The following is a 23,593-nucleotide window of genomic DNA, read 5'->3' as shown; positions in this document are numbered from 1 at the left end:
ACCTCGGGGGAGAGGGTATTTACGGGCCGACCAGTAGGTACGGCCGCAATCGTACTGGTCGGGCAGTATTTGTCAACAATATTATTCTCTGGGCCCGCAACGCCGCGGCCTGGTGCGGGTCCGAGGCTACTTGGCGGGGTCGCCTGCGGAGCAGCTGCTGCAACGCCCTGGGATCTTGTGCCGCATGAACTACCGCACGGTTAGCGGCTTGTTTTTGTTGCGATTATGCTGTGACCAGCAACCCGGGATAGCGTGGAGACCACCGCGCCAGCGAAAGTGCTGATTGCTTGGCAGCGATTGCGAGGCCCGAGAGAGACCCCCCTGCCCTGCCGGTCCAAGCCTTGTTTAAGCGGCATGCCCGAACTCCCCGACATCGTCCGGTACGTAGCTTCGCTGGATCGGTTGCTGAAGGGTCAAGCCATTGCGGGGGTCCGGGTCCGCAGCCCGTTTGTGCTCCGCACCTTCGAGCCCGCGATCGAACAGATCATCGGGCATGAGGTGCGGGGCTTCAGCCGTCGCGGGAAGCGGATTGTTTGGGAATTGAACGACGGCCCGTTTCTCGTCTTCCATTTGATGATCGCGGGGCGATTTCACTGGAGAAAGCCGGGCTACGGCGGGCGCAGCAAAGCCGACCTGCTGGCAATCGATTTTGCCGACGGCGTGATGACACTTACCGAGGTCTCAGCCCAGAAGCGCGCGGGCGTGTGGCTTGTTGCGTCAAGAGACGAGGTCGATGCGTTGGACCCGGGCGGCCTCGACGTACTGAATTCATCGCAAGCAGCGTTTGCTGAGGCGCTGAGCGCCACGAATAACACGCTCAAACGGGCACTGACCGATCCGCGTCGATTTGATGGTATCGGGAACGCTTACAGCGATGAGATCTTGCACGCCGCTCGGCTCTCACCACTGCGACGCACCCAGCAGCTGTCTGCCGAGGAGGTGCTTCGGTTGTGGCAGGCCGCTCGCCAGACGCTCAGCGCATGGATCGACCGACTCGCAGCGGAACGGCCCGATCGGTTTCCGGAGAAGGTGACCGCGTTTCATCCTCAGATGGCGGTACACGGCAAGTTTGGACAGGCGTGCCCCGTGTGCGGGGCCCCCGTGCAGCGGATCCGGTATGCGAGCAACGAGTGCAATTACTGCGCGCGCTGTCAAACCGAGGGCAAGGTGCTTTCAGACCGTTCGCTCGCGCGGCTGCTGAAGGACGATTGGCCCGCCACGATCGAAGAACTCGAGGACCCCACAACAAACAACGACCGCCAGGGTTAGGCCCGCGCGGTTCGCTTTAGGAACGGGATCAAGCCGATCGTCATCACGGCTAATTGCGACAGTGCAAACATCAGCAACCAGAAACTCACGCCGTTGGTAAAGCCGTACGAGTGGAGGCCGACTCCCAGCTCGTTGACGCCGAACCAGCTCCAGCTGGTGACGATATTTCCGGCGACCGTTAGCACACAGAGTCCAACGGGACCAACGAGTTTGCCCCAGCGCGCGTGCAGCACGAGCGCGTTCCAAAGCACGATGATCAGGGCCCCGTTCTCCTTCGGATCCCAGCCCCAGAAGCGTCCCCACGAGTCATCGGCCCACAGGCCGCCGAGGACAGTTCCGATAAAGCTAAAGAACAACGCAAAGCACAGCGTGCCGTAGGTCATCCGTACTAACTGATCGCGTGCGTGCTGGTCAAAGCGATTGAGGAGCGTGGCGCCCAGCAGATAGACGGCCGCCAGGAAACCTGCCAGGTAGGTCGTCGAGTAGCCGAGCGTGACGCACACAACATGCGTTGCGAGCCAGAACTGTGTGTCGAGCACCGCTTGCAAGACCGTGAAGGTGTCGCCATCGAGCGACAAGAAATAGGCCACCAACAACGTCAGGAAGCCAAGCACCGACGACACGAGCGCACCAATGCCAAGTCGATAGATCGCCTCGAACGCCAACCCGAAGAGCGCCGCAGCCCAGCCGATGAAGACGGCCGACGAGTAGAGCGTCGTCACCGGCGGGCGCCCCGAGATGTACACCCGCGCCACCAGAGCAAACGTGTGAACCAGCAGCGTGACCGCGATCGCCGAGGTCGCGCAGCGCCCGAGCGAACGCGCGAGCGTAGATCCCGGGGGAGGCACCCACGAGGTGGCCACCATCAGAAACGCCATCAGGTAACAGACCGCGCAGTAGTAGAAGGGGCTGAACTCGTTAAAGAATTGTTCGAAGGCGATTTTTCCGAGGCTCAATCTCTCGGCGGGAGCGAGCCCGCCGGCGCTGTTGTCTTCGGCGAGCCGTGCTTCGTACTTGCCGACCGCCGCTTCAAGAGCAGCTAGGCGCGCCGCAAAAGCGGCCGGGTCCTCGTTCGCGTAAGCGTCGAGGACGCCGGCGAGCGCGACCGTGGCAGGGTTGCGCTCGCTGCGACGCGCTTGGGCCAGCAGGTCGAGATACTCGGCCTCGAAGAGCGTGGACCATTCGCCCGACGGTTCGACGGGGGGGGCGATCCGCGGGACCGGGGCCGAGCGCAGACGCGAGATCTGCTGCTGCGTAATGGCGAGGGTTTCTTGCATCCGCTCCGGATCAATACTGATCCGCGGCGAGGAGAACGCCCCCATGAGCAGACTCATCCGCATCAGTTTTTCGTTCAGCTCAAGAGTTCGATTCTCGGTGAGCGAACGCGACTTCTTGGGCTTCTCATTGGCAAGCGCGACTTGCTTGCGGAAGCGCTCGTCGTTTTTGAGGATCTCTCCCAGGCTGTAGCGATAAGAGCCCGTGCGTCGTTCCAGCCCGAGCGTGTCGAGCAGCTCAAGATTATCGATCCGAAACACGCGGTAGTCACGCGCCTTGTTGGGGTCGGTAAGACAGTCCAGCAGCCAGACGATGGCGGAAGTCGGCTCGTCAGAACCGGGGCGTGACGGCGCTTCTTGCTTGCCGGACAGGTACTGCAGCGTGATACGAGCCAGCGTGTCGAGCGGTTTGACCCGGCCGTCATCGGCCAACGGGGTCCTACCGAAACGCTGCACGGCAAATTGACCGGGAACGTCTCGCGCAGGGCGCGCCTTGCTGGCCAGATAGCCGCCGATCACCAGCGCGACCAGTGCTGGAGCCCACACCAGGGGGCTTCGCCAAGTGGCGAGACGAAGCAGTGCTCGCCAGCCGCCATTTTCCGCCAGCGCTCCGGCAGTTGCCGCCCCGGCCTGCGGCGGGGGGCGCCGCTCAGCCTCTTCGGTGCGCCGCCGCAGGAAGCGGCTGAGCGTTACGCCAAAATGCGCCAGCATGCCCACTCCCACGAGCATGCACGAGACGTACGGGATCATCCAACCGCCGTTGCTCGTTACCTGCAAGATGGTGGTTTGCTCGTCGATAAAGCCGGACTGATAGAGCGTATCACCGCTGTAGCGGAGCGGGTTGTTCATCCAGATGCGAACGCGGCGATCAACGTTCTCTGCGGGGTCGCGCAGGAGGATGTTGGATTCGTAGTTTTTGGGGGTTTGCGTGCCGACGTAGTATTCGGTCGTGAAGTCCTCGAGCGTGACGGAGTAAGGCTTGTAGTGCCGCTCAAAACGCAGCTCGATCGCGTGCGTTACGCCTTCTGTTTCGACGGATTGCGGCAAGAGCTGACCCCCTTGTGGCCCTTCTAGCATCGACGAAGAGACGAGCCACACGCCCAGGGACTCACCCGATGCCTTGCTCAGCAGCTCGACGTAGGCGGAAGGCAGGTTCACGGTTTGATCGGGTCCCACCCCCACCACCGACGCGCTCGGCAGGGCTAGAACGGTCTGACCGGCACCACGGGTGGCTAGGTTCTCGCTGTTGGGTAGGGGCTGCTTGAGTGTCGAGTTACCGTCAAATCGCACCACCCTTACCGTGAAAGGCAGGTTGCTGTGCTCGATCGGTCGGCCCGTACGGGCGGCCAGAGCAAGCCGTTGCTCGGGGATGACGGTGACCCGATCCGCGTCGCCATCGGGGGTGACAATCGCTAGCTCGGTGCTGCGGATGTCGTAGGCATAGTTGACGGTTTGCCCCTCGCTCAGCCGCATCTGGGCTTCGTCGGCAGTGAGTCCGGTCAACAGCTCGCCGAACATCAGCAGGCCGATGCCCGCGTGCAGCAGAACAATGCCCGCCCGCTTACGAAACACCAGCCAACAGCCCGCCAGCAAGACCGTTGCGGCAAGGCCCCCCTTGGCAAGCTGCCACAAGATCCGCAGACCAGCGTCGTCGAGCCGCCACTGGGGATTGGAGAGCAGCCAGCCCGAGGCGAGCAGCAGCCCAAGATTGGTGGCGGCGGCGAGCCACCACTCCGCCGGCCGAACACGCTGGTAGCTCTGCACCGACCAATAGGTTCCGCCCAGGGCGAGCACGGCTAATGCCCCGCGCAGGGTTTGCCACAGCGTTTCACAGAGGGCGGGTGAGAGCTGGCTGGCGAAGGCGTCGTCCATGCCGCTTACGACGACCCACGCCGTTGCCGCCATGCCCAACGCGATCAGCGCCAGCCCGCCGGCAAGTCGCTGCCCTTTAGCGGCGACTTTGAACCGCAGCGCGTGGGCCGCCGTGAGGTTGACCATCATCACGCCGCCGATCAGCAGCCCGCCGGGGAACCAAAACCCGCCCGATATCGGACGGGGCTCGGCACGCGAGAACAGCTCAACAAACCGCGCTAGTGCCTGCCATTCGACCTGCGCCCAAAACACGCGGAAGTAAGTGTGATCAACCACGTACCAGATATCGTGATCGACTTGAGCAAGCGTTCCAACAAAGACCAGGAAGATCGCGAGCGCGAACAGCACGACGGTCAGCTTTAGCGAAGCGAGCGCCTCAATCGCTCGCCACCACCCGGGCTTGGCCGCTGTGGGGGTTGCGCTGCGCTGCGGCGGCAAAGGGGTATCGACCAGAGAGGGCATCGCTTGCAGGGGGTGCGTAGTTAGCGGGAGGACTCCGCTGGGCTCAGAACCGGACCGAGGTCAGCCATGTGCGGAACGCCTCGCGGTCCGAGGCGGCCGCTTCGCCGGGCCCGCGGAGTTTGAAGAACCACACGCTCGGCCCGCGGCGCAGCATGGCGGCGTAGGTTGTTTCCGTGGCACCAACCAGTTCCACGTACGTTCCGTCCTCGCCAGCAAGCTTGTAGGTTTCCGAGGACTGATCCAGCTCGGGGGCCGTGATCGGCTCCAGGCCCACTTCGCTCCGCCAGCGATTCACGTTCTGCAAAGGGTCGGCCATCGCCTCGGCGGCAGCCGAGAACACAAAAGCGGTTACCTCGCTCCCCGCGGCCGTGGTGAACGAAGCCTTGCGCATAGCGCTGGCCGGTTTGACGACCCAACCGAGGGGCGTATCGAAGGTGAGCTCAGGGGCCGCCGATAAGTTGCCTGGGGTCGGCGTGTCAGCAGGCGGTGCCGCTTGCTGGCTTTGCTGAGGCGGGCTGGGTTGAACGGGGGTTCCCGGCATCATGCCGCCCGCAAACCAGCCGACGAAGTCGATCAGTACAGCCTCTTTTCGATCCGCCAACAGCGGTTTGAGTTGGGCGTCGAGTGTCGCGGATTCCAACGGCGGCTGTCCCATCTGTCCCCGCCAGCGGTTGAGATTATCCAGTACTTGGGCACGCCAGTCCCCAACCTTCGGCAAGCCGATGACGCTCACCTCGACCGGCGGCAGTCCCTCGGCTGCAGGCCCTTGAAGGGTCGCCAACCGCATGCCGTTGCCGGGCTGCTCGGTCCAACCGGGGGGCAGCTTCCACGAGGGTTGCGGCCCTTGCGGATCGATGCTCTGGAGCAATCCGATAAGATCCGTTTGCCTTGTGGAGATTGCCTCGATTGGCCCCACGGCTTTGAAGAACCAGACCTGATCTTGCCCCGCGACAATCGCAGCCAGCATGCGATCGGTCGGTTCCCCGACAGGGGCGGCCGGCTTGGCACCGCCAAACCCTTGCGGTGCGGGCGTTGCGGCGGGAGCGGTCGCGACCCGATAGGTGCGTATCTCTTCTACTTTTGTGCAACCGACTAAGCTCAGCGTAATCAGCACGCAGGGGACAATGGCGTACCCGATCGCTGTCGTTTGTGGTACCGGTCGAGACATAGGGGCCTCAAAAAAAGCACACGACGCCGCTGAGTCGGCGCCGCTGAGTCGGCAGAAATAGGCTCCGCCCCAGCCAGACTCGGCCGAGCAGCCTCAGCAGCCCTCTTGAGGGCTACCCGCAATCTAGCCGTTGGTCGCCACGTCTGGCAGGCGGCTTTGCAGGCCGCGACAAGTCGTCGCACCGTGCCGCATGCAGTTTATAGGGCATCCGCGACCAAGTACGCAGAAGCGGGCTTGGAGCTAGGCTTCAAGATGAGCGGGTGCCGCGCGAAGATCGGCGGTTACCGGCCGATGAGGCTTAGCAGGCCATCCATGATGGCGCTGTTCACGGTGTACGGCTCACGCCACGACCACATCGTGTTAATAAGGTCGAGCGTCAGAACACCGCAAAGCGTCATCGTCATCAGGCTCAAACCGAGCATGACAACGATCCAGGTGGGGAACTCAGCCCCGGCACCAGAGGCGGCTCCGACCGCGGCCGGGGCCGCTTCCACTCCGGCGGAAAAGTCGCCGCCGACGTCCTCGAATCCACCAATCTCGTCGTCATCGTCATCGCTGATTGCGTCGAACGCCACGGCGTCATCGTCGTCCGCGCTGCCCAGATCATCGAGCGCGACGATCTGTGAGCTATCTTCGTCGTCGTCCGCATCTGCCGTGGGAGTGAGCAAGAAGTCATCGCTCGAAGCCAGGCTGTCCCCCGACTGCAGCTCTTTGTCGCGCTGACTAGCAACCGCGGAGAGCGCTGCTAGGTCGAGCGCCGAACCGATTGCCGAGCCTGCCAGGTCGAGGGGCACCTCGTCGAGCGAGATGCCGCTATCGGACGGGGCCAGGTTGATGCCGCTGTCGCCCGAGGAGAACGACATGTCGCTGCCATCGCCCAGGACAAAGTCATCATCTTCATCATCGCCCAAGGTCAGCGAGCTGCCGCCCATGTCCATACCGGCCAGCGAAGGCAGTTCGCCGGTCTTGGCGGGATCGGCGTTCTTGTCCAGATCGCTGCCCAGATCGAGTTCCAGGTCATCATCATCGTCCATGGCGGATATGCCGGACGGTTCAACCTGCTGGGTCTCTTCAACGGCCTTCGCGACTGCGGCGATATCCGCAGCGTCAAGGATCCGGCTTGATGCGGCCTCTAGGTCCAGCTCAAGCTCTTCGAGTTCGGCGAACGACTCGCCCGGTGATCTACCGTCGTCGATCGACGACTCGGAAGCCAGGGTTAGATCGTCATCTTCATCGGGCTCGCTCTTGCCGATGATGGTGCTCGGCGGCCGTGGCGGGCCCCCGAGCAGGTCGTCGCCGCTGAGCAGGATCGATTCCGCGTCGTCCCCCTCGGCCAGCGGCTCAACGCCCAGTACCAGATCATCATCAGAAGCGGCCGTGTCCTTGTCGAGCGGCACGTCGAGCGCCATATCGTCGTCTGTCAGACCGAAGTCAGGCTCAGGCTCGGGCAGACCATCTTCGATGAGCTTATCGATCTCTTCGGTGCGGAATTTCCAGCTCGCACCATCGCGATAAGCGCGTAACGATCCCGCTTCGCGGATCTCGTTGAGCCGCTCTTTGCTCACTCCGAGCTTCTCGGCGGCGTCGTCCAGACCAATAAACTTTTGCGACATCGGCGGGCGTCACGGTACGGGTGGGGGCTCGCGCGGCGGGGCCGGCGAGCGGGTTATTCGGTCCGCTTCTGAATCGCCGCGGGTGTGGGTTCAGTGGCGTTAAACGCCTCCAGGCGGAGGTCGTAAGCGATGCGGCGGACGCTCTTTAGGGTAATCACTCCGAGGGCAGAGTCGACCTGGTAAACCGCGACAACCTGGCGAACGGGGTCGAGTATGAGCATTAGTGGCGGGCCGGACGGATTTTGCAGGATTTGCCACTGCAATCCGCCCGCAACGGGGTTACCCGCAGCCGGCATCGCCGCCGAAACAGGGCTCTGGTCTGCCAGTGCCCAGGTGGCACTGTCGGGCTGGGAGTAAGCTCCGGCCGAAAAACCTAAGAGCCCTGCCAGCACTGCGGCGGTCGCCCGCCCTTTTTTAAGCACATCCATGTTTGATCCAAATTCTCTGCCGCTATTGCCCAATTAATGGCCCAAGGCTTGCTGGCCGTTCGGAAACGGTACTTTTTCGCTAAAATCGACTTCGAGCAGCTCTGCCAGGACGATTCGGGGGTGCCATGCCGGATTTCGCTGCCGGTTCAAGGCTGTAATCGTACGCCTAAGTGGTTCAGGCTCCAAATCGGGTGCCTCTTTGCGCGGCGATCACCGTGGCGTTAGCGAACGGGGGCGGCTAGCTTCTCGGTTAGCGCGGTGTGCCTAGGGTTAGGCTGGGCGGGCCGCTGCGGTTTGGCGAGGAAGCCTCCGCAACACTGTTTTCACCTCTGGTTGCCTCACGCTCACGTATTATGACCACCACTCCGACGTCGGAAATTGCGACCTCGGTCGATGCGGCTCGGCTCGAGCTTGCCCGCGAGATCGCCCTAGAAGCAGGCCAGTTTACGCTCAAGTACTTCCGCAATCCGGATCTGGACGTCGAACGCAAGGGCGATGGCACGCCGGTCACGCTGGCCGACCGGGGTGCCGAAGAACTGCTCCGCGAGCGGATTGCCGCTGCCTTCCCCGATGACGGCATCCTGGGCGAAGAGTATCCCGAAACGCCCGGCACGAGCGGCAGAAAGTGGATCCTGGACCCGATCGACGGGACCAAGCCCTTTGTTCACGGCGTTCCGTTGTACACCAACCTGATTGCCGTGCTGGACGAGGCCACCGGCGAGCCCGTTTTGGGGGTGATCAACGCTCCCGCCTCGGGTGAGATGATCCACGCTTTGGTGGGGCATGGGGCTTGGTACCAGTACGGCGATCGTCCGGCGGTGCGGGCCCAGGTTTCGTCCGCCGCGACGCTCTCAGAAGGGCTTTTTTTGACGGGCGATGTCGGCGGTTTTCAGGATCGCGACCCGGACACCACCGATGTTTACTTCTCCCTGCAGCAGGCTGCCCGTATCTCGCGAACCTGGGGCGATGGTTACGGCTACATGATGGTCGCCATCGGCCGGGCCGAGCTCATGGTGGACGCGCAGATGAGTTTGTGGGACGCCGCGTGCCTGAAGCCGATCTTGGAAGAGGCGGGGGGCACGTTCACGAGCTGGTCTGGCGAGCCCACCGTCCACGCCGGTGAGGGTATCGCCACCAATGGCCACGTCCTGGCCGAGGTCCTTGCCAAGACACGCGGACGCTGAGCGTTGCCTTGCCGCGGCGGATCGGCTATTCTTCGCGATTCGTGTCGCTCGCTCGCCGTCAGGCGGGGGGAGCCGGAGGCTCCTCAGACGACCGGATTCTTCCACCAAAAATTGCTCACCCCGGGGGTTACGCTCTACCCAGAGCGACCCCCCCACCACGACCAAGACGGTAACGAGGCACCCCGATGGCGCGTCAGTGCGAACTTTGTGGCAAGGGCCCGCAGATGGGCAACCAAGTCACGATCCGCGGTAAGAAAAAGTACTTGGGCGGCGTCGGCACCAAGATCACCGGCATCACTCGTCGGCAGTTCAAGCCGAACCTTCAAAACGTGAAGGTTGCGGCCGAGGATGGCACCAGCCGCCACCTGTTGGTTTGCGTTCAGTGCATCCGCAGCGGTGCCGTGGTAAAGCGGGTTCGCAACTCGCCGTTCACGCTGCCGGTTGCCAAGTCCGCGAGGGCGGCAGTCGCCAAGAAATAGGCGCGGCACCTTGCTCAGGTAACCGGCTGCGCCTGCGGGTGACACGCTCCGCTTACGCCCCAGCGCTTTCGTCTCTGCCCTCCGTTTGAAGCCGCAAAATGGCCCTCCAACGGTCCGATGTCCAGCGTGTTGCCTTGCTGGCGCGGCTTGAGCCGACGCCGGATCAGATCGATCGGCTGGCTACCGAGCTGGCGGCGATTGTTGAGTACGTGGACTCCCTCGCGGAGGTAGACACCGACGGGGTCGAGCCCCTGGTTCACGCGATCGAGCAAACCAACGTGCTGCGTCCCGACGTGGCGGTTGCGAGCTTGTCGCGTGACGCCGCGTTGGCGAACGCACCAGTTCACAATGGTGTGGGCTTTCGTGTGCCAGCGGTTCTCGGAGACTAACGGCTCGTCTTCTAACCAGCAGGCGACGGCCTGATACCGCCGCTCGGTGTTTCTAGCGCTCCGTTTTACTGCTCGGTTTATCCCGCCACGTTTCCCCCGTCACGTCTCTCCATCCATCAAGCCTGCGTTGTGGCCGATTCGCTCGCCGAACTCACTGCTGTTGAGCAACTCAGGCTCTTAAACGCGGGGCAGACTACCTCGGTCGCCCTGACAACCGCGTGCTTGGATCGGATCGCGGCAACGGACCAGCGCGTTGGTGCTTTCCTACGCACGACGCCCGAGCGAGCGCTCGCTCAGGCAGCTGATATCGATCGTCGCCGTGCGGCAGGCGATGCGGTGGGAGCTTTGGGCGGGGTGCCCGTGGCGGTTAAAGACGTGCTGTGCGACGAGGGACAGCTAACGACTTGTGCGTCAAAGATGCTCGCTGACTTTCGCCCGCCGTACGATGCCACGGTTGTCGAGCGGCTCAAGCAGGCCGACGCCGTTCTCGTGGGCCGCACCAATATGGACGAGTTCGCCATGGGCGGCTCGACCGAGAACTCGGCCTTCCAAAAGACCCGCAATCCGTGGGACCTGGAGCGCTCGCCGGGTGGCTCCAGCGGCGGGGCCGCTGCTTGTGTGGCGGCTGGACAGACAGCGCTCTCGATCGGAACCGACACCGGCGGTTCGATCCGTCAGCCCGCGGCGCTGTGCGGCGTTGTTGGGCTCAAGCCAACTTATGGCCGCGTGAGTCGCTACGGGCTGGTGGCGTTCGCCAGCAGTCTTGATCAGGTCGGGCCGCTGGGCCGCACGGTGAGCGATGTCGCTTTGCTGTACGACGCGATCGCGGGTCACGATCCGCACGACACGACCTCCGCCAAGGCCGCCGCCGAGCCGACCCTTCCGCAGGTAAACGAACCCCTCAAGGGGCTTCGTGTGGGGGTGGTTCCCGAGCACTTTGCCGCGGGGCTTAGCGAGTCGGTTCGCCAAGCGGTCGAGCGGGCCATCGATAGTTACCGTCAGGCGGGAGCGCAGATCGTTGAAGTGGCGTTGCCCCACGCTCGGCACGCGGTAGCAACCTACTACGTCATTGCCCCCTGCGAGGCGTCCAGCAACTTGGCGCGGTACGACGGCGTGCATTACGGCCGGCGGACGGACCCCGCCGCGATGCACGCCCGGCTTGCAGCCGAACGAAAGTCGGCCGCCGAAGCCAACGACGCCACGGCCGCTCGCCAGATCGATACAGCGCTTGTCCGGCTGTACCGTCAGAGCCGCAGCGAAGCGCTCGGCCCCGAGGTGCAGCGGCGGATCATGCTCGGTGCCTATGCGCTCAGCGCCGGCTACTACGACGCCTACTATCTGAAGGCGCTGAAGGTGCGCCGGCTCATTCGCCAGGACTTTGACGCGGCGTTTGAACAGGTTGATGTGATTGCCGGCCCCGTGACCGCTTCGCCCGCCTTTAAGCTTGGCGAACTGATCGACGATCCGCTGGCGATGTACCTGGTCGATCTCTACACGGTTAGCGCCAACCTCGCCGGTCTGCCCGCGATCAGCTTGCCGTGCGGGCTCTCGCCCGACGGACTGCCGATTGGGCTGCACCTGATGGCTCCGCCGCTCAAAGAATCGCGGCTGCTACGGGCCGCCCGCATGTTTGAAGCCAGCCGCGATCCTTTGCCACTGCCTCGCCTCGATTAGCCCCCTGCTCTGCCTGCCTACCCTCCGCCTGTTTATGGTTGAGCAAAACGCTTTGTTGAGGCGTTAAGCCAACCGCTCAGTTCGGTATCGTGAATCCTGCGGGGCCTCGTCCTCCTGAGCACTAAACTCTCGCCATGAACGACTACCAAACGATCATCGGCCTGGAGGTTCACGTCCAGCTTGCCACCCTTAGCAAACTTTTCTGCGGCTGTGCGACAACCTTCGGTGCGGAGCCCAACACGCAGACCTGCCCCGTTTGCCTCGGCTTGCCCGGATCGTTGCCGGTCTTGAATGAGCGTGCCGTGCAGCTCGCGATTGAAACGGGGGTCGCGCTCAACTGCACGATCCCTGAGTTCACCAAATGGGACCGCAAGCAGTACTTCTACCCTGACCTGCCCAAGGGTTATCAAACCAGTCAGTTCGATCTGCCGATCACTGAGCACGGTTGGCTAGAGATTGCCGGCGAGACGGAGGGCACGGCACCCAAGCGTGTGCGAATCACCCGCGCGCACCTTGAAGAGGACGCCGGCAAGAGCCTGCATGACGAGTCGGCCGCGGGGGGCGACTCGGTGATCGACCTGAACCGGGCCGGCACGCCCCTCCTGGAGATCGTTAGCGAGCCCGACTTGCGTAGCTCTGCCGAGGCCAAGGCTTACCTCAACGAGCTGAAGTTGTTGCTTACGTTTCTGGGGGTTTCCGACTGCAACATGCAGGAGGGGTCCCTCCGCGTGGATGCGAACGTCAACCTGCACGTGCCCGACTCGGCCAACCCCGCCAAGCCGGCCGCGACGCCGATCGTCGAGATCAAGAATCTCAACAGCTTCCGGGCTGTCGAGCGGGCGATCGATTACGAAGCGGGTCGCCAGTGGCGGCACTGGCAGGAGACCGGCCTGCGCATGGGACAGGCTCCGAAGCAAACCCGCGGCTGGGACGACTCGGCCGAGGTCACGCGCGCTCAGCGCGAGAAAGAGGAATCGGCCGACTACCGTTACTTCCCCTGCCCCGACCTTGCGCCGGTGGTGATCACCGCCGACGAAGTCACCCGGGTGCGCGTCGCGATGCCCGAGTTGCCCGCCGCGCTCCGACTCCGTTTGCAGACGGAACACGGTCTATCGGCTTACGACGCCGACGTGATCGTGGGCTCGGGGCGAGAGCTGACCGAGTTTTATGAGCAGGTTGCCGCTACGGGGGGCGATGCCAAGCAGGCCGCCAACTGGGTCACCCAGCACGTGACCCGCGTGATGAACGCCACGGGCAAGTTGCTTTCGGAGTTACAACTGCCGGCCGAATCACTTGGTCGGATGATTGCCAAGATCGTTGCGGGAGAGCTGCCGAGCTCCCGCGCTCGCGATGTTTTCGACCTGCTGCTGGAACAGGGCGTTGATGTCGATAAGGCGATGGCTTCGCTGGGGATCGCCGCGGTTGATGAGTCGGAGCTGATTGCGATCTGTCGGACGCTGCTCGCAGCTAATCCGAAGATCGTCGCCGATGTGCAAGCAGGCAAGCAACAAGCGGTGGGAGCCCTGATCGGCCAAGCCAAGCAGAAGAACCCCAACGCCGATCCCGGCCGCGTGCGCGCGATTTGCCTCGAACTGATCGCCGCCGGCTGATTGGCACACGATTCGTTTGACGTGTCGCGCCGTACTTTGCCCCTCGGGGTGATTATCATGGGGGGCGAGCGGTTAGCTACGGGACCGTTTTTGGTTCTTGGGCTAACGGCTGGCATGCTTGAAGCGACGCGTGTCGCCGCGCGGCAACCGTGGCTGAGTGCCCCCTGTTGGTTCTCGGGACCTGACCGTGCCGATCATCACCCTCACCACCGACTTCGGCACCGGCAGCCACTACGTTGCGCAGCTCAAGGGGGTGTTGCTGACCGGAGCCCCGTCAGCGACGCTCATCGATCTTTCGCACGACATCCCCCCGCAAGGGATCGCCGCGGCAGCGCGGCTGCTGGAGCTTGGCACGCCCCGCTTTCCTGCGGGGACGGTGCACCTGGCCGTGGTCGATCCGGGGGTCGGCACCGAACGCGCGATCGTCGCGGTGCGGGTCGGTGGCCACCATTATGTGGGCCCCGACAACGGTCTGTTTGGCTGGCTCAACGGGTGGATCGATGGGGCGGTGGCACTGGACCTTGAGCGGCTGTCGGTCGAGGCTGCCTCCGCGACGTTTCATGGTCGTGACATCATGGCTCCTGTCGCGGCCCGGCTGGCACGGGGCGAAAGGCTGGCGGCGCTCGGAGATGCGGTCGAAGAGCTCGTGTGCCTGCCAGCGGTACCGACTCCGCTAGCCCGTCCGGGACGGATCGAGGGCCAGATCGTTGAAGTGGACACCTTCGGTAACCTGATCTCGAACATCCCTTTGGGCATGCTTTCTAGAGCGCCCCGCAACAACCGCCTGTGCGTTTCGCTGGGCGAGCATGAAACTTACGGGCTGCAGACAACCTACGCTGACCAAGACCCACAAACGCTGGTTGCGCTAGTGGGATCGGGCGGAATGCTTGAGCTGGCGATCGTCAACGGCAACGCCGCCCAGATGATCGCCGCCGGAGAGGGTGATATGCTCGTGGTTTCTTGGTGTCCGACCTAAACGGAGCGGCTGAGGCCGGCACAGGTTGGTGGCAGCAAGGTCCCCCGTTATTGCCCGCAAGCTGCCGACCGATGACGCGTCCCTCAATCGCTACGCTCCGTGAGTGGGATCGAAGCCATTACTGGCATTCGTTCACCCCGATGGCCGATTACGAGCCGCTCATCATCGAGCGTGGCGAGGGGTGCACCCTGTACGATATCCGGGGCAACGCCTACCTCGATGCGGCTAGCAGCATGTGGTGCGCTGCGCTGGGCCACAACCATCCCCGTCTGAACGCCGCGATCTCGGCTCAGCTCGGTCGTCTGGCGCACTGCACCAGCTTAGGGATGGGGGCGGAAGTGACGGTGCGGCTCGCTAAACGGCTCGCCGACTTGGCACCCGGCGAACTGAGCCACGTCTTCTTTTCGAGCGATGGTTCCTCGGCCGTCGAGGTCGCGATGAAGCAGGCCTTGCAGTACTGGTGCCAGTCTGACACGCCCCAGCCTGAGCGAGTCAAATACCTCTCGTTCGGCCAAGCCTACCACGGAGACACGATCGGCGCGACGGCCGTGGGTGGGATCGGTCGCTTCAACGACCTGTATGCTCCCCTGCTGTGCGAAGTCGTCCGCGTCGAGCCGCCGGATAGCCGGCAGGTTGGTTCCGAGCCGAGTGACGCCCAGCGCTGTGTCGATGCGGCGCTCCAGCGTGTGGAAAGGGTTCTAGAGGAGCAAGCTTCCCAGATCGTTGCGGTCATTATCGAGCCGCTCGTGCAAATGGCCGCCGGCATGCTGATGCACCCGCCGGGATTCCTGCGTGGCGTGCGCCGGCTGTGCGACAAGTACAACGTGCTGCTCATTGCCGATGAGATTGCGGTTGGCCTGGGCCGCACGGGTCGCCTTTTTGCTTGTGATCACGAAGGCGTAACGCCCGACTTCTTGTGCCTGGGAAAGCACCTCACCGCAGGCTACTTGCCCCTGGCCGCGACCATCACCACGCCGCGTATCTTCCAGGCGTTTCTTAATCGCACGCCCGCTGAGGACCGCACCTTCTGGCACGGTCACACTTACAGCGGCAACGCGCTGGCGTCTGCCGCCGCCCTAGCGACTCTCGAAGAGTTCGAAGCCCATGTCCTGGCCGCTTTGCCGGCAAAGATCGAGCAGATCGCTCAGCGGCTCAGCGCTCTGGCTGACCATCCGCTGGTCACCCACATTCGCCAGCGCGGAATGATCGGCGCTTTTTCTTTGGGCGCTAGCGCTTCTGTGGGCACCGATGGCTCCACAGGAAAGACGGAGAACGCCGACCAAGCTCCGGGGCGGCGGCTGGCCCGTTACGCGCTGGAGCAAGGCGTATGGCTGCGTGCGAAGCCCGACCTAATTTATGTCACACCGCCACTGACCATCTCAGCCGACCAGATCGACCGGCTCTTTGACGTGATCGCGGCTGGTCTTGAGTTCGCGTCCGCCGGCTGAGAACCGTTTGCGCAACGCATCGCTAGCAATCAATGACAAACGAGCGATGGCCGCGTTAGTCCTCGGTGCCGGAGCTACCCTCCTCCAGCCCGAGATGCCTCATCTTGCGATACAAGTTCGAGCGGTGAAGCCCCAACTGCCGAGCGGCGGAGGCGACGTTGCCCCGTGAGCGATCAACGCAGTGGTCGATGTAAGCCCGCTGAAACGCATTGGTAGCGTCGGTTAGTGTGCCCTCAAACAGCTCTGTGGCACCGTTCTCTCCGGTCCCCGCCGATCGTGAGATAATCGACAAGTCTTCCGGTCCGATCGTTGGACCGTCGGTCAAGTACGCGACGCGTTCCATTAGGTTCCGCAGCTCGCGCACGTTGCCGGGCCAGTTGTGGGTCAGCAGCCGCTTCTTGGCCCCCGCCGAAAGCTTGGGCGGCTTGCGGCCCCGTGACTGTCCGAACGAGCGGAGAAAGTGCTCCGCCAGCAGCAGCACGTCTTCGCCGCGATCGCGCAGCGGAGGCAGTTCGAGCGTTACGACGCAGAGTCGATAAAACAGGTCCTCGCGAAAAGACTTCTCACGCACCCGCTGCGACAGGTCGCGATTGGTGGCGGCCACGACCCGGACATCAACGCGCCGCTCCTCGGCACCGCCGACCCGGACCACGGTCTTGTCCTCCAGCACACGCAGCAGCTTGGCCTGCCCGGCAAGGCTCATGTCCCCGATCTCGTCGAGCAGCAGCGTTCCGCCATCGGCCAGCTCGAACTTGCCAGCGCGTGACTCGCGGGCATCGGTAAACGCGCCGGCCTCGTGGCCGAACAGCTCGCTTTCCAGCAGCGACTCGGCGATCGCCGCACAGTTGACGGCCAGCAGCGGCGCGGCACGACGGGGGCTGCGGAAGTGCAGCGATTGGGCGACCACCTCTTTCCCGGTGCCGTTTTCACCGAGCACGAGCACCGACAGGTCGGATTCAGCTACCCGATCAATCGTCTTACGAAGGGCGGCGATGGCGGGCGATTCGCCCAGCATCCGCGCGCCACTCGCGGCCTGATCGATAAGCGTATCGCGCTGGTCGAGCAGATCCTCTAGCTGTTGAGCGCTCGCGACGGCTGCTGCCGCGAGATAGGCGAACTCGGCCAGCCCCGCCTCGTCGTCGTCGTTAAACTCACCGGTGGGGCCCTTCTTGTTGATCAGCTCGAAGGCTCCTAGCCGTTCACCCGACGGGGCGTCGAGCGGAACGCACAGCAGCGACTTCGTGCGATAACCGGTTTGCGTGTCGGTAGAACGATCAACCTGCGCGCCCCCGTCCCGCGGCCCGACTCGGCGTGGCGTGCCCGTCTGCACGACCTTGCCGACAACGCCCGCGTCCTCGGGGATCACGAGCTGATTGCCGGGGAGCCCCAGCGCGGGCCGACCGACAAGCTTTGCGGCTCGTTTGTCCCATAAGAAGATCGTCGCCCGATCGGCGGCGAACAGCCGCGTCGCGGATTCAGCCATCGCTTCGAGCAACGCGACCGTATCGCTCGAAGCGCTCCAGGCGATAGACATCCCCAGCAGCTCATCAAGGCGTTCGCCGCGCTGGAGCTGCCGGGCAGCGGAGCGTGCCGCCTCGAAGAGCGATGCCATCTCGGTCAGGGTTGCCGCGTCGAGCTTGGCCTCGATCGCGAGCACGTCGGGCTGCATCGCTCCGGTGGTGACGCTGAGGGGGGTCGCCGACCAGCCGGCCAGGTGGGCCGACCCGCCCAAGTCGAGCGCTTCGGCGACGGCCTCGGGCACCGCGGGAGTCGGTCGTGGATGTGCCGCAATCAGCGACCAATCGGGCAGTGTCGGACGCCACAACGCCGCTTGTCGTGCTCCGACGCACTCGGCCAGAACGCCCAGCAGCCGGCGATCGGCTTCGACAGGTGAGCCAGCGTCTGCCAGAGACCGGAACAGCTGATGAGACAAATTGATGGCGGTATCGGCGGTCATCATGACCGCCGATCCTAGCCGCTGAGATCACCAATGCAACCGGCGTAAGGCGGGGGCCACCGATAAGGCCCCCCTTCGTCACCGCCGGCAAGGAGGGCTGTCGCCCCGTTCCGGAGGCACGGGCTGACTGCTAGGATCGCGAGATTGTGCTCCGGCTTCCCCCCTGCTCCCCTAGCAAGAGATCTCGCTATGGCTGGCCTGTTCGAAGGCAAACGCGGCCTTATCACCGGCGTCTTCAACAAGCAATCGATCGCCTGGGCGATCGCCGAACGTGTTATGCAGGAGGGGGGCGAGTGTGGCTTCACCCACATGCCCGACAAGCCTGACGACGAGCGGAAGAAAAACCGCGGCCGGGTCGTGAAGCTAGTGGAGGACAATCCCCGCTGCAAGTTTCTTGAGCCGATGGACGTCACCAACGACGACCATGTCGCGGCGGTGATGGCCCGCTGCGAGGCCGAGTTCGGCAGCCCCGCCAGCGCCGGCGGAATCGACTTCCTGCTGCACTCGATCGCCTTCGCTCCGCCCGAGGATCTCAAGAAAGACACGGTCGATTGCAGCCGCGAAGGCTTCAAGCACGCCATGGCGATCAGCGTTCACAGCCTGATGGCGCTCTCCAGCGCTGCCAAGCCGCTGCTGAAGCCCGACGCCAGCATCTTGACGCTCACGTACTACGGCGGCGAGAAGGCCGTACCGGGCTACAACGTCATGGGCGTGTGCAAAGCAGCGCTGGACGCCACGGTGAAGTATCTGGCCTACGAACTGGGGCCCCAGGGCGTGCGGGTCAACGCGCTCTCGGCAGGGCCGTTGCAGACGATCTCCGGTCGTGGTGCCGGCGTCGATGCCATGCTCGGCCTCTACGAGGCGATGGCCCCCCTGGGCCGCAACATCACGCACGACGAGGTTGGCAAGAGCGGCGCTTATTTGCTCAGCGACATGTCGAGCGGCGTGTCAGGCGAGATCCTCCACTTGGACGGCGGCTACAACGCGATGGGTTCGCCCGGTCGGCTCCTGCAGGGGATCCAGGCGGGAGCGTAGGGGCCCTGAAGCGGCTTGCCGTGGTTTTGTGCCTGCTGCGGTGCCTGAATTGGGCGCCTGAATTCGGTGCCTAACTCTGCTTCACACCGCGTTGCGGCGGAGGTCGGCGGGGGGGCCGCCGCCGGCCAGTGCCCGATTCATCGCGTCGAGAAACGCCAGGGTGCTGGCTTCCACCGTATCGGTAGAGACCCCGTGGCCGCGATACAGGCGGCCCTCGGCGACCCCCTCGATCGTTGCCTCGCCCTGGGCATCGGCTCCGCGGGTGACGCTGTGGACGCGGTAGTCACGCACCGCGACTTCGGCACCGGTGATCTTTTGCACGGCATTGAAGAGGGCGTCCAGCGGGCCGTCGCCGCCGAAGAACGTCTCCGTGACCTGCCGGTCTCCCTGCGCCAGGGTAACGGTCGCTGAGGGGACATCGTTCGTGTGGGTCTTCACCTCGTAGGACACGAGCGACCAGACGCCCGCCGCCACGCCCGCCCGCTTTTCGACCAACGCGACGAGATCGGCGTCGTAGATCTCTTTTTTCTTGTCGGCCAGTTTCTTGAAGGCCGCAAAGACGACATTCAGGGTTTCTCCCTCAACCGGATGGCCCAAAGCTTTGAGGCGATCGGCCAGGGCGGCCCGCCCGCTGTGCTTGCCGAGCACCAGGTCGGTCTTGGTGAAGCCAACGTCTTCGGGACGCATGATCTCATAAGTCGTGGGCTCCTTGAGCATGCCGTCCTGGTGGATGCCCGACTCGTGGGCGAACGCGTTGCGACCGACGATCGCCTTGTTGCGCTGCACCTCCATGCCCGTGATGCTCGACAGCAAGCGACTCGTGGGTACCAGCCGGGTGGCGTCGATGCGGGTGGTGGCCTGGTAGTAATCGTTGCGCGTGCGGAGGGCCATGACGACCTCCTCCAGCGAGCAGTTGCCGGCGCGCTCGCCGATGCCGTTGATGGTGCACTCGATCTGTCCGGCCCCGTTCTCGACGCCGGCAAGCGAGTTGGCGACCGCCATTCCCAGATCGTCGTGACAGTGGACGCTGATGACGGCCCTATCGATGTTCGGGACGCGATCCACGAGGGTCTTGATGACGCGGCCCATGTGCGTGGGCGTGGCGTAGCCAACCGTATCGGGGATGTTGACCGTGGTGGCCCCCGCGGCGATGGCGGCCTCGACAACTTGGCACAGGAAGTCGGGCTCGGTGCGGGCGGCGTCTTCGGGCGAAAACTCGATGTTGTCGCACCGGTTGCGCGCGCGCTGGACCCCCGCGATGGCCCGTTGGATGATCTCCTCTTTGTCCATCTTGAGTTTGAACTCGCGGTGGATTGCGCTTGTGGCCAAAAAGACGTGGATGCGGGGGGCCTCGGCCTCGGTGAGGGCGTCGGCGGCCCGATCGATGTCCGCGTCGTTGCAGCGGGCCAAGCCGCATACCTGAACACCCCGCACCGCGTCCGCGATCGCCCGGACGGACTCAAAGTCTCCCGGCGAGGCGATCGGGAAGCCCGCCTCGATCACATCGACGCGCAGGTCGGCCAGCGCCGCGGCCATTTCGAGCTTCTCGGCCAGGTTCATGCTGGCACCGGGGGATTGCTCGCCGTCGCGGAGCGTGGTGTCAAAGATCGTGATCGGGCGCGGTTGAGACATTGGTCGTGGCGTGAGGAAAAAGGCTGAGGAGAAGAGCCGCAGCAGAGACCAGGATACGAAAAAACCCTGGAGCCCGCGGGGCCCCAGGGTTTGGCTGGCACTGCTAATGCGCGAAGAGCCGTCCCTAGAACCCCGGGGGGCCTAGTAGTAGGAGCGGCAGCAGGAGCAGGTTCTTCGTCACAGTCATGATGATGATCGGACCGGGCCGGTCCCGTCAAGGTTCGCGAGCCGGGGGGCCCCAAGATTGGCCTCGTGAGGAACGCAGCGATCAGGAAGAATCTTACGGCTCGCCCCCTGCGGATCGTCCGGCTTGCCTGCCGGAGCAAGAAGTTTTACCCCTGTTGCCGTCGATGCTTCAGACGCACCGGTCGCTACCGGGGCTGATGATTAGCGTCCCCCTCCTTGCCCTCTCGTTCTGATCTCTTGTCATGGACCAGCCGCCCGCGAGCCTGGATCTGACCAGCGAGCCCCCGCGTGCGCCGAGGTCGACGGCCTCCCCCGCCAACTTTCTGGGGGTCACGTTTGAGTGCTGCGGGGTCTATACGCGGATCTATCGCAACAAGAACGGAGACGCTTACGTTGGCCGCTGCCCCCGCTGCTTAGCTTCGCTCACCGTGGGGATCGGTCCGGGGGGCCAGAGCGGCCGGTTTTACACTGCTAGCTAAGCGGGCTGGCCGAGTGGCGATGTGTCTTGCCGCTGGCGGCGGCCTACTCTAGTCTTCGCGCGCCCACTCGGCTCGTGCTGACGCCGCGGGGCTTTGTTCTGTTGGTCCCCCTGCGCCCCGACCGCGCGAGCCCATGCCCGCGATTGACTTTCCGATTCGTCGCTTCACCCGCCGGTGTGCGGTCTCTGACCGGGCCCTGGCTCCGGGGGAAGCTTACTATTCGGTAATTGTCGAAGAAGCTGGCGACGTCGTGCGTCGCGACGTGGCGAGCGATTCGTGGAGTAGCCCGCCCGCGAACGCGCTGGGCTGGTGGCGTGCGACCGTTCCGCTAACGGCCGGCACGGGACAGCCCGCCCCGAACGAGGTCTTGCTGCGGCTCCTTCATCAGTGGGAGAACGAACCGCACCGTCACGAGCTGCGCTACCTGCTCGCGTTGCTGCTGCTGCGCCGTCGCGTGTTGCGCATGGGCGATGGCCTGCAACTCTTTCAGCCAGACGACGAGGACACCGCGGAACCGACCGCAGCGCTGAGCCTCACCGGGCCGGGCGGAGTGCGCTATCGAATTGATGCGCGTGCCCCCTCAGCCGAGCGTCGGGATGATGTCAAGGAACAACTGATGGCGATCGTCTACGGCACCGGAGCCAAGCCCGCATGACTGCCGTGCCCCGTCCAACCCGTGGCCAACCGATGCTTGTCTGGTCTGGCTCGGTGTGTCGCGCGATCGTCCTGGCGGCGTTGTGCGTAGCGACCATGGGGGCCAGTTGCGCGCCGCGGATGCGATCGCCGTTGTCGCTGGGCGGGCCGCCGGCACCGGCCGTGCTGACCCCCACCTCCACGGCCGCGCAGATTGTCGCGGCGGTTAACGCTAATACGGCGCGGATCAGCACCTATCAGGCGGATCAGGCTTCGTTCTCCTCCCCCGGTTTGCCGGGACTGCCCCTCTTGAGCGGCAAGATCGCGGTCGAACGGCCGAAGCGCTTCCGCCTGCGCGCAACGACCCGTTTGACGGGGCCTGAGGTCGATGCGGGTGGCAACGAACAGCGCTTCTGGTTTTGGGCCCGCAGGAACGATCCGCCGGGGCTCTACACGGCCTCTTATTCCGATCTTGCCGCGACCGGTAACTCGGCCAGTCTCGATCCGACGCTGTTGATTGATGCGCTGGGCCTGATCACGATCGATGCGAATGCCGTGGTTCAGGGCCCCTTCCAACGCGGTGCTGATCAGGTCGAGGTACAGATTGCCGAAAACACGCTGAGCGGTCCGCGCCGGCGTGTGCTGGTCGTCGAACGGACCACTGCCTGGCCGATCGAACAGCAGATTTACGACAGCCGTGAGACGCTCATTGCGAGCGTCAGTTGTGAACGATTCGAGTACGACCCGGCCACGGGGGCATCGCTACCGCGGCGTGTGACGCTGAGAATGCCCCGGACCCAGATGTCGCTCCAGATTGAGACGGGACGGCTCGTTCTGAACGCCCCGATCGCGGGCGGGGATCAGCTGTGGAGCATGCCGACCATCGCGGGGGCACCAATCGTTGACCTGACGCGGGGAGCCTTTCAGGTGAGCGCTGTCGATCCTGCAACGCAGCCCGTTCGCGCCGCTGCCGGGGTTGCGACCCCCTTCGCCGACGAGATGCGCCGCGAGGTGACCTCGGCTGCCGCGTGGAGCCCCGCCGCGAACGACAGTAGGGCTGCTGCTGCAGCGATTGCCCAGCAGCCGACTCGGGCCGGTCTTCCGGCGGGCGGCATTGCTCTACCGTCAGTGCGTTGAACGGTTACAAACAGGCGAACGTTGGCGCTGAAAAGTTGCTCGTGATCAGTGCGGCTGTGCCCGTAGCCGTGTGCGAGCCCGGCTCAAGAGGGGGCCGATCGTGTTCTCAGGCATACCGACGACCCGACTTATCTCGCGGTAACTCTTCCCTTCCAGGTGATAGAGCCGTACCACTTGGGCCTCAGCAGGGACCAGCCCCTGGAGCATGTGCTCCACTTGTTGCTGATTGGCGATCCGATCTTCGACGGTCGGGGTGTTGCTGGGCAGATCGTGGGTCATCGGCGCAATCGGAGTGATCCCCGCACGTACCAGCAGGCGACGCACGACCACACGGCGTGCGATAACCGCCAGATAAGTGGCCAGCGAGCTCTTGCCCTGGAATTTGCGCAGCGGAGCCATTTCTCCGGTGAGCAACTCAACAAAGACCTCCGAAACGAGATCCTCGCGGTCGGTTGCGCTCAGGCTGATCGAGCGACGGTCGGCGGTGCTGCTGACCACTCGGGTAACCAAACCGGCAAAACGGTCGATGAAGGCACTCCATGCGTCTTCATCATGCGCAAGGCACTTGTTGAGCAATTCGCGATCGATCGGGATCAACACCACCGAGAGCGCCTAGTAGTAGGTCGTACGACCGGCTCGGGCCTCGCCCAACGCAAAGTGCTGAGGTGGCCGATCGTGCTGATTCCTG

19 protein-coding genes are annotated in these 23,593 nt (G+C 64.1%); 12 read left to right on the top strand and 7 right to left on the bottom strand.

Going from position 1 to position 23,593, the window contains the following annotated elements; all coding sequences use genetic code 11:
* The first annotated feature begins 354 nt into the window (after positions 1 to 354).
* Complete coding sequence (locus Pla111_RS12600) at positions 355 to 1,269, top strand: Fpg/Nei family DNA glycosylase (protein ID WP_146574805.1); 915 nt, start codon at positions 355 to 357, stop codon at positions 1,267 to 1,269.
* Here Pla111_RS12600 and ccsA read toward each other — a convergent pair.
* The 4 genes from ccsA to Pla111_RS12580 all read right to left on the bottom strand — a co-directional run bounded on the left by ccsA (position 1,266) and on the right by Pla111_RS12580 (position 8,086).
* The gene (gene ccsA, locus Pla111_RS12595) at positions 1,266 to 4,877 is read right to left on the bottom strand and encodes a cytochrome c biogenesis protein (RefSeq protein WP_146574804.1); all 3,612 of its coding nucleotides are present in this window, start codon (positions 4,875 to 4,877) and stop codon (positions 1,266 to 1,268) included. The genes Pla111_RS12600 and ccsA overlap by 4 nt on opposite strands.
* Before the next feature lie 43 nt (positions 4,878 to 4,920).
* Positions 4,921 to 6,045: a hypothetical protein gene (locus tag Pla111_RS12590; RefSeq protein ID WP_146574803.1), complete on the bottom strand. Its 1,125-nt coding sequence runs from the start codon at positions 6,043 to 6,045 to the stop codon at positions 4,921 to 4,923.
* Positions 6,046 to 6,326: 281 nt separating this feature from the next.
* The gene (locus Pla111_RS12585) at positions 6,327 to 7,658 is read right to left on the bottom strand and encodes a helix-turn-helix domain-containing protein (protein ID WP_146574802.1); all 1,332 of its coding nucleotides are present in this window, start codon (positions 7,656 to 7,658) and stop codon (positions 6,327 to 6,329) included.
* A gap of 53 nt (positions 7,659 to 7,711) precedes the next feature.
* Positions 7,712 to 8,086, bottom strand: a complete 375-nt coding sequence (locus Pla111_RS12580) for a hypothetical protein (protein ID WP_146574801.1) — start codon at positions 8,084 to 8,086, stop codon at positions 7,712 to 7,714.
* A gap of 353 nt (positions 8,087 to 8,439) precedes the next feature.
* Here Pla111_RS12580 and Pla111_RS12575 point away from each other — a divergent pair, with 353 nt between their 5' ends.
* The 7 genes from Pla111_RS12575 (at position 8,440) to bioA (ending at position 15,846) form a co-directional block, all read left to right on the top strand.
* Positions 8,440 to 9,270, top strand: coding sequence for an inositol monophosphatase family protein (locus Pla111_RS12575; RefSeq protein WP_146574800.1), 831 nt, complete (start codon positions 8,440 to 8,442; stop codon positions 9,268 to 9,270).
* A 185-nt stretch (positions 9,271 to 9,455) separates the two neighbouring features.
* On the top strand, positions 9,456 to 9,749 hold the full coding sequence (gene rpmB / locus Pla111_RS12570) for a 50S ribosomal protein L28 (RefSeq protein WP_146574799.1): 294 nt from the start codon (positions 9,456 to 9,458) through the stop codon (positions 9,747 to 9,749).
* 98 nt (positions 9,750 to 9,847) lie between these two features.
* Positions 9,848 to 10,138, top strand: coding sequence for an Asp-tRNA(Asn)/Glu-tRNA(Gln) amidotransferase subunit GatC (gene gatC, locus Pla111_RS12565; protein WP_146574798.1), 291 nt, complete (start codon positions 9,848 to 9,850; stop codon positions 10,136 to 10,138).
* A gap of 129 nt (positions 10,139 to 10,267) precedes the next feature.
* On the top strand, positions 10,268 to 11,812 hold the full coding sequence (gene gatA, locus Pla111_RS12560; RefSeq protein WP_146574797.1) for an Asp-tRNA(Asn)/Glu-tRNA(Gln) amidotransferase subunit GatA: 1,545 nt from the start codon (positions 10,268 to 10,270) through the stop codon (positions 11,810 to 11,812).
* A 134-nt stretch (positions 11,813 to 11,946) separates the two neighbouring features.
* A complete protein-coding gene (gatB, locus tag Pla111_RS12555) occupies positions 11,947 to 13,422 on the top strand; it encodes an Asp-tRNA(Asn)/Glu-tRNA(Gln) amidotransferase subunit GatB (RefSeq protein WP_146574796.1) in 1,476 nt (491 codons plus the stop codon).
* Between the two features lie 187 nt (positions 13,423 to 13,609).
* Positions 13,610 to 14,398, top strand: a complete 789-nt coding sequence (locus Pla111_RS12550; protein ID WP_197525004.1) for an SAM hydrolase/SAM-dependent halogenase family protein — start codon at positions 13,610 to 13,612, stop codon at positions 14,396 to 14,398.
* 71 nt (positions 14,399 to 14,469) lie between these two features.
* Positions 14,470 to 15,846, top strand: coding sequence for an adenosylmethionine--8-amino-7-oxononanoate transaminase (gene bioA, locus Pla111_RS12545; protein ID WP_146574794.1), 1,377 nt, complete (start codon positions 14,470 to 14,472; stop codon positions 15,844 to 15,846).
* Positions 15,847 to 15,901: 55 nt separating this feature from the next.
* On the opposite strand, the gene Pla111_RS12540 is transcribed toward bioA, so the two are convergent.
* On the bottom strand, positions 15,902 to 17,806 hold the full coding sequence (locus Pla111_RS12540) for a sigma-54-dependent Fis family transcriptional regulator (RefSeq protein ID WP_146574793.1): 1,905 nt from the start codon (positions 17,804 to 17,806) through the stop codon (positions 15,902 to 15,904).
* A gap of 186 nt (positions 17,807 to 17,992) precedes the next feature.
* On the opposite strand from Pla111_RS12540, the gene Pla111_RS12535 reads away from it, so the two are divergent.
* On the top strand, positions 17,993 to 18,838 hold the full coding sequence (locus tag Pla111_RS12535) for an enoyl-ACP reductase FabI (protein ID WP_146574792.1): 846 nt from the start codon (positions 17,993 to 17,995) through the stop codon (positions 18,836 to 18,838).
* Positions 18,839 to 18,919: 81 nt separating this feature from the next.
* Here the strand turns inward: Pla111_RS12535 and Pla111_RS12530 are convergent, their stop codons facing one another.
* Complete coding sequence (locus Pla111_RS12530; protein WP_146574791.1) at positions 18,920 to 20,470, bottom strand: 2-isopropylmalate synthase; 1,551 nt, start codon at positions 20,468 to 20,470, stop codon at positions 18,920 to 18,922.
* A 428-nt stretch (positions 20,471 to 20,898) separates the two neighbouring features.
* Here Pla111_RS12530 and Pla111_RS12525 point away from each other — a divergent pair, with 428 nt between their 5' ends.
* The 3 genes from Pla111_RS12525 to Pla111_RS12515 all read left to right on the top strand — a co-directional run bounded on the left by Pla111_RS12525 (position 20,899) and on the right by Pla111_RS12515 (position 22,905).
* On the top strand, positions 20,899 to 21,135 hold the full coding sequence (locus tag Pla111_RS12525) for a hypothetical protein (RefSeq protein WP_197525003.1): 237 nt from the start codon (positions 20,899 to 20,901) through the stop codon (positions 21,133 to 21,135).
* A 133-nt stretch (positions 21,136 to 21,268) separates the two neighbouring features.
* The gene (locus Pla111_RS12520; protein ID WP_146574790.1) at positions 21,269 to 21,790 is read left to right on the top strand and encodes a hypothetical protein; all 522 of its coding nucleotides are present in this window, start codon (positions 21,269 to 21,271) and stop codon (positions 21,788 to 21,790) included.
* 32 nt (positions 21,791 to 21,822) lie between these two features.
* Positions 21,823 to 22,905, top strand: a complete 1,083-nt coding sequence (locus Pla111_RS12515) for a hypothetical protein (RefSeq protein WP_146574789.1) — start codon at positions 21,823 to 21,825, stop codon at positions 22,903 to 22,905.
* 45 nt (positions 22,906 to 22,950) lie between these two features.
* Here Pla111_RS12515 and Pla111_RS12510 read toward each other — a convergent pair whose 3' ends face one another.
* Positions 22,951 to 23,508: an RNA polymerase sigma factor gene (locus tag Pla111_RS12510; protein ID WP_146574788.1), complete on the bottom strand. Its 558-nt coding sequence runs from the start codon at positions 23,506 to 23,508 to the stop codon at positions 22,951 to 22,953.
* Positions 23,509 to 23,593 lie beyond the last annotated feature (85 nt).

The organism is Botrimarina hoheduenensis, assembly GCF_007859815.1.
Lineage (GTDB): Bacteria > Planctomycetota > Planctomycetia > Pirellulales > Lacipirellulaceae > Botrimarina > Botrimarina hoheduenensis.
The sequence above is the reverse complement of the archived record's forward strand: the minus strand, read 5'-3'. Positions and strand labels throughout refer to the sequence as shown.

What these genes read in the sequence shown, in the direction of transcription:
- Pla111_RS12590 (WP_146574803.1), bottom strand. Translation starts at nt 6,045, where the DNA reads ATGTCTCGACCGGTACCACAAACGACAGCGATCGGGTACGCCATTGTC.
- Pla111_RS12575 (WP_146574800.1), top strand. Translation starts at nt 8,440, where the DNA reads ATGACCACCACTCCGACGTCGGAAATTGCGACCTCGGTCGATGCGGCT.
- Pla111_RS12520 (WP_146574790.1), top strand. Translation starts at nt 21,269, where the DNA reads ATGCCCGCGATTGACTTTCCGATTCGTCGCTTCACCCGCCGGTGTGCG.
- Pla111_RS12585 (WP_146574802.1), bottom strand. Translation starts at nt 7,658, where the DNA reads ATGTCGCAAAAGTTTATTGGTCTGGACGACGCCGCCGAGAAGCTCGGA.
- Pla111_RS12530 (WP_146574791.1), bottom strand. Translation starts at nt 20,470, where the DNA reads ATGTCTCAACCGCGCCCGATCACGATCTTTGACACCACGCTCCGCGAC.
- bioA (WP_146574794.1), top strand. Translation starts at nt 14,470, where the DNA reads ATGACGCGTCCCTCAATCGCTACGCTCCGTGAGTGGGATCGAAGCCAT.
- gatB (WP_146574796.1), top strand. Translation starts at nt 11,947, where the DNA reads ATGAACGACTACCAAACGATCATCGGCCTGGAGGTTCACGTCCAGCTT.
- gatC (WP_146574798.1), top strand. Translation starts at nt 9,848, where the DNA reads ATGGCCCTCCAACGGTCCGATGTCCAGCGTGTTGCCTTGCTGGCGCGG.
- rpmB (WP_146574799.1), top strand. Translation starts at nt 9,456, where the DNA reads ATGGCGCGTCAGTGCGAACTTTGTGGCAAGGGCCCGCAGATGGGCAAC.
- ccsA (WP_146574804.1), bottom strand. Translation starts at nt 4,877, where the DNA reads ATGCCCTCTCTGGTCGATACCCCTTTGCCGCCGCAGCGCAGCGCAACC.
- Pla111_RS12535 (WP_146574792.1), top strand. Translation starts at nt 17,993, where the DNA reads ATGGCTGGCCTGTTCGAAGGCAAACGCGGCCTTATCACCGGCGTCTTC.
- Pla111_RS12515 (WP_146574789.1), top strand. Translation starts at nt 21,823, where the DNA reads ATGCTTGTCTGGTCTGGCTCGGTGTGTCGCGCGATCGTCCTGGCGGCG.
- Pla111_RS12540 (WP_146574793.1), bottom strand. Translation starts at nt 17,806, where the DNA reads ATGATGACCGCCGATACCGCCATCAATTTGTCTCATCAGCTGTTCCGG.
- Pla111_RS12580 (WP_146574801.1), bottom strand. Translation starts at nt 8,086, where the DNA reads ATGGATGTGCTTAAAAAAGGGCGGGCGACCGCCGCAGTGCTGGCAGGG.
- Pla111_RS12600 (WP_146574805.1), top strand. Translation starts at nt 355, where the DNA reads ATGCCCGAACTCCCCGACATCGTCCGGTACGTAGCTTCGCTGGATCGG.
- Pla111_RS12525 (WP_197525003.1), top strand. Translation starts at nt 20,899, where the DNA reads ATGGACCAGCCGCCCGCGAGCCTGGATCTGACCAGCGAGCCCCCGCGT.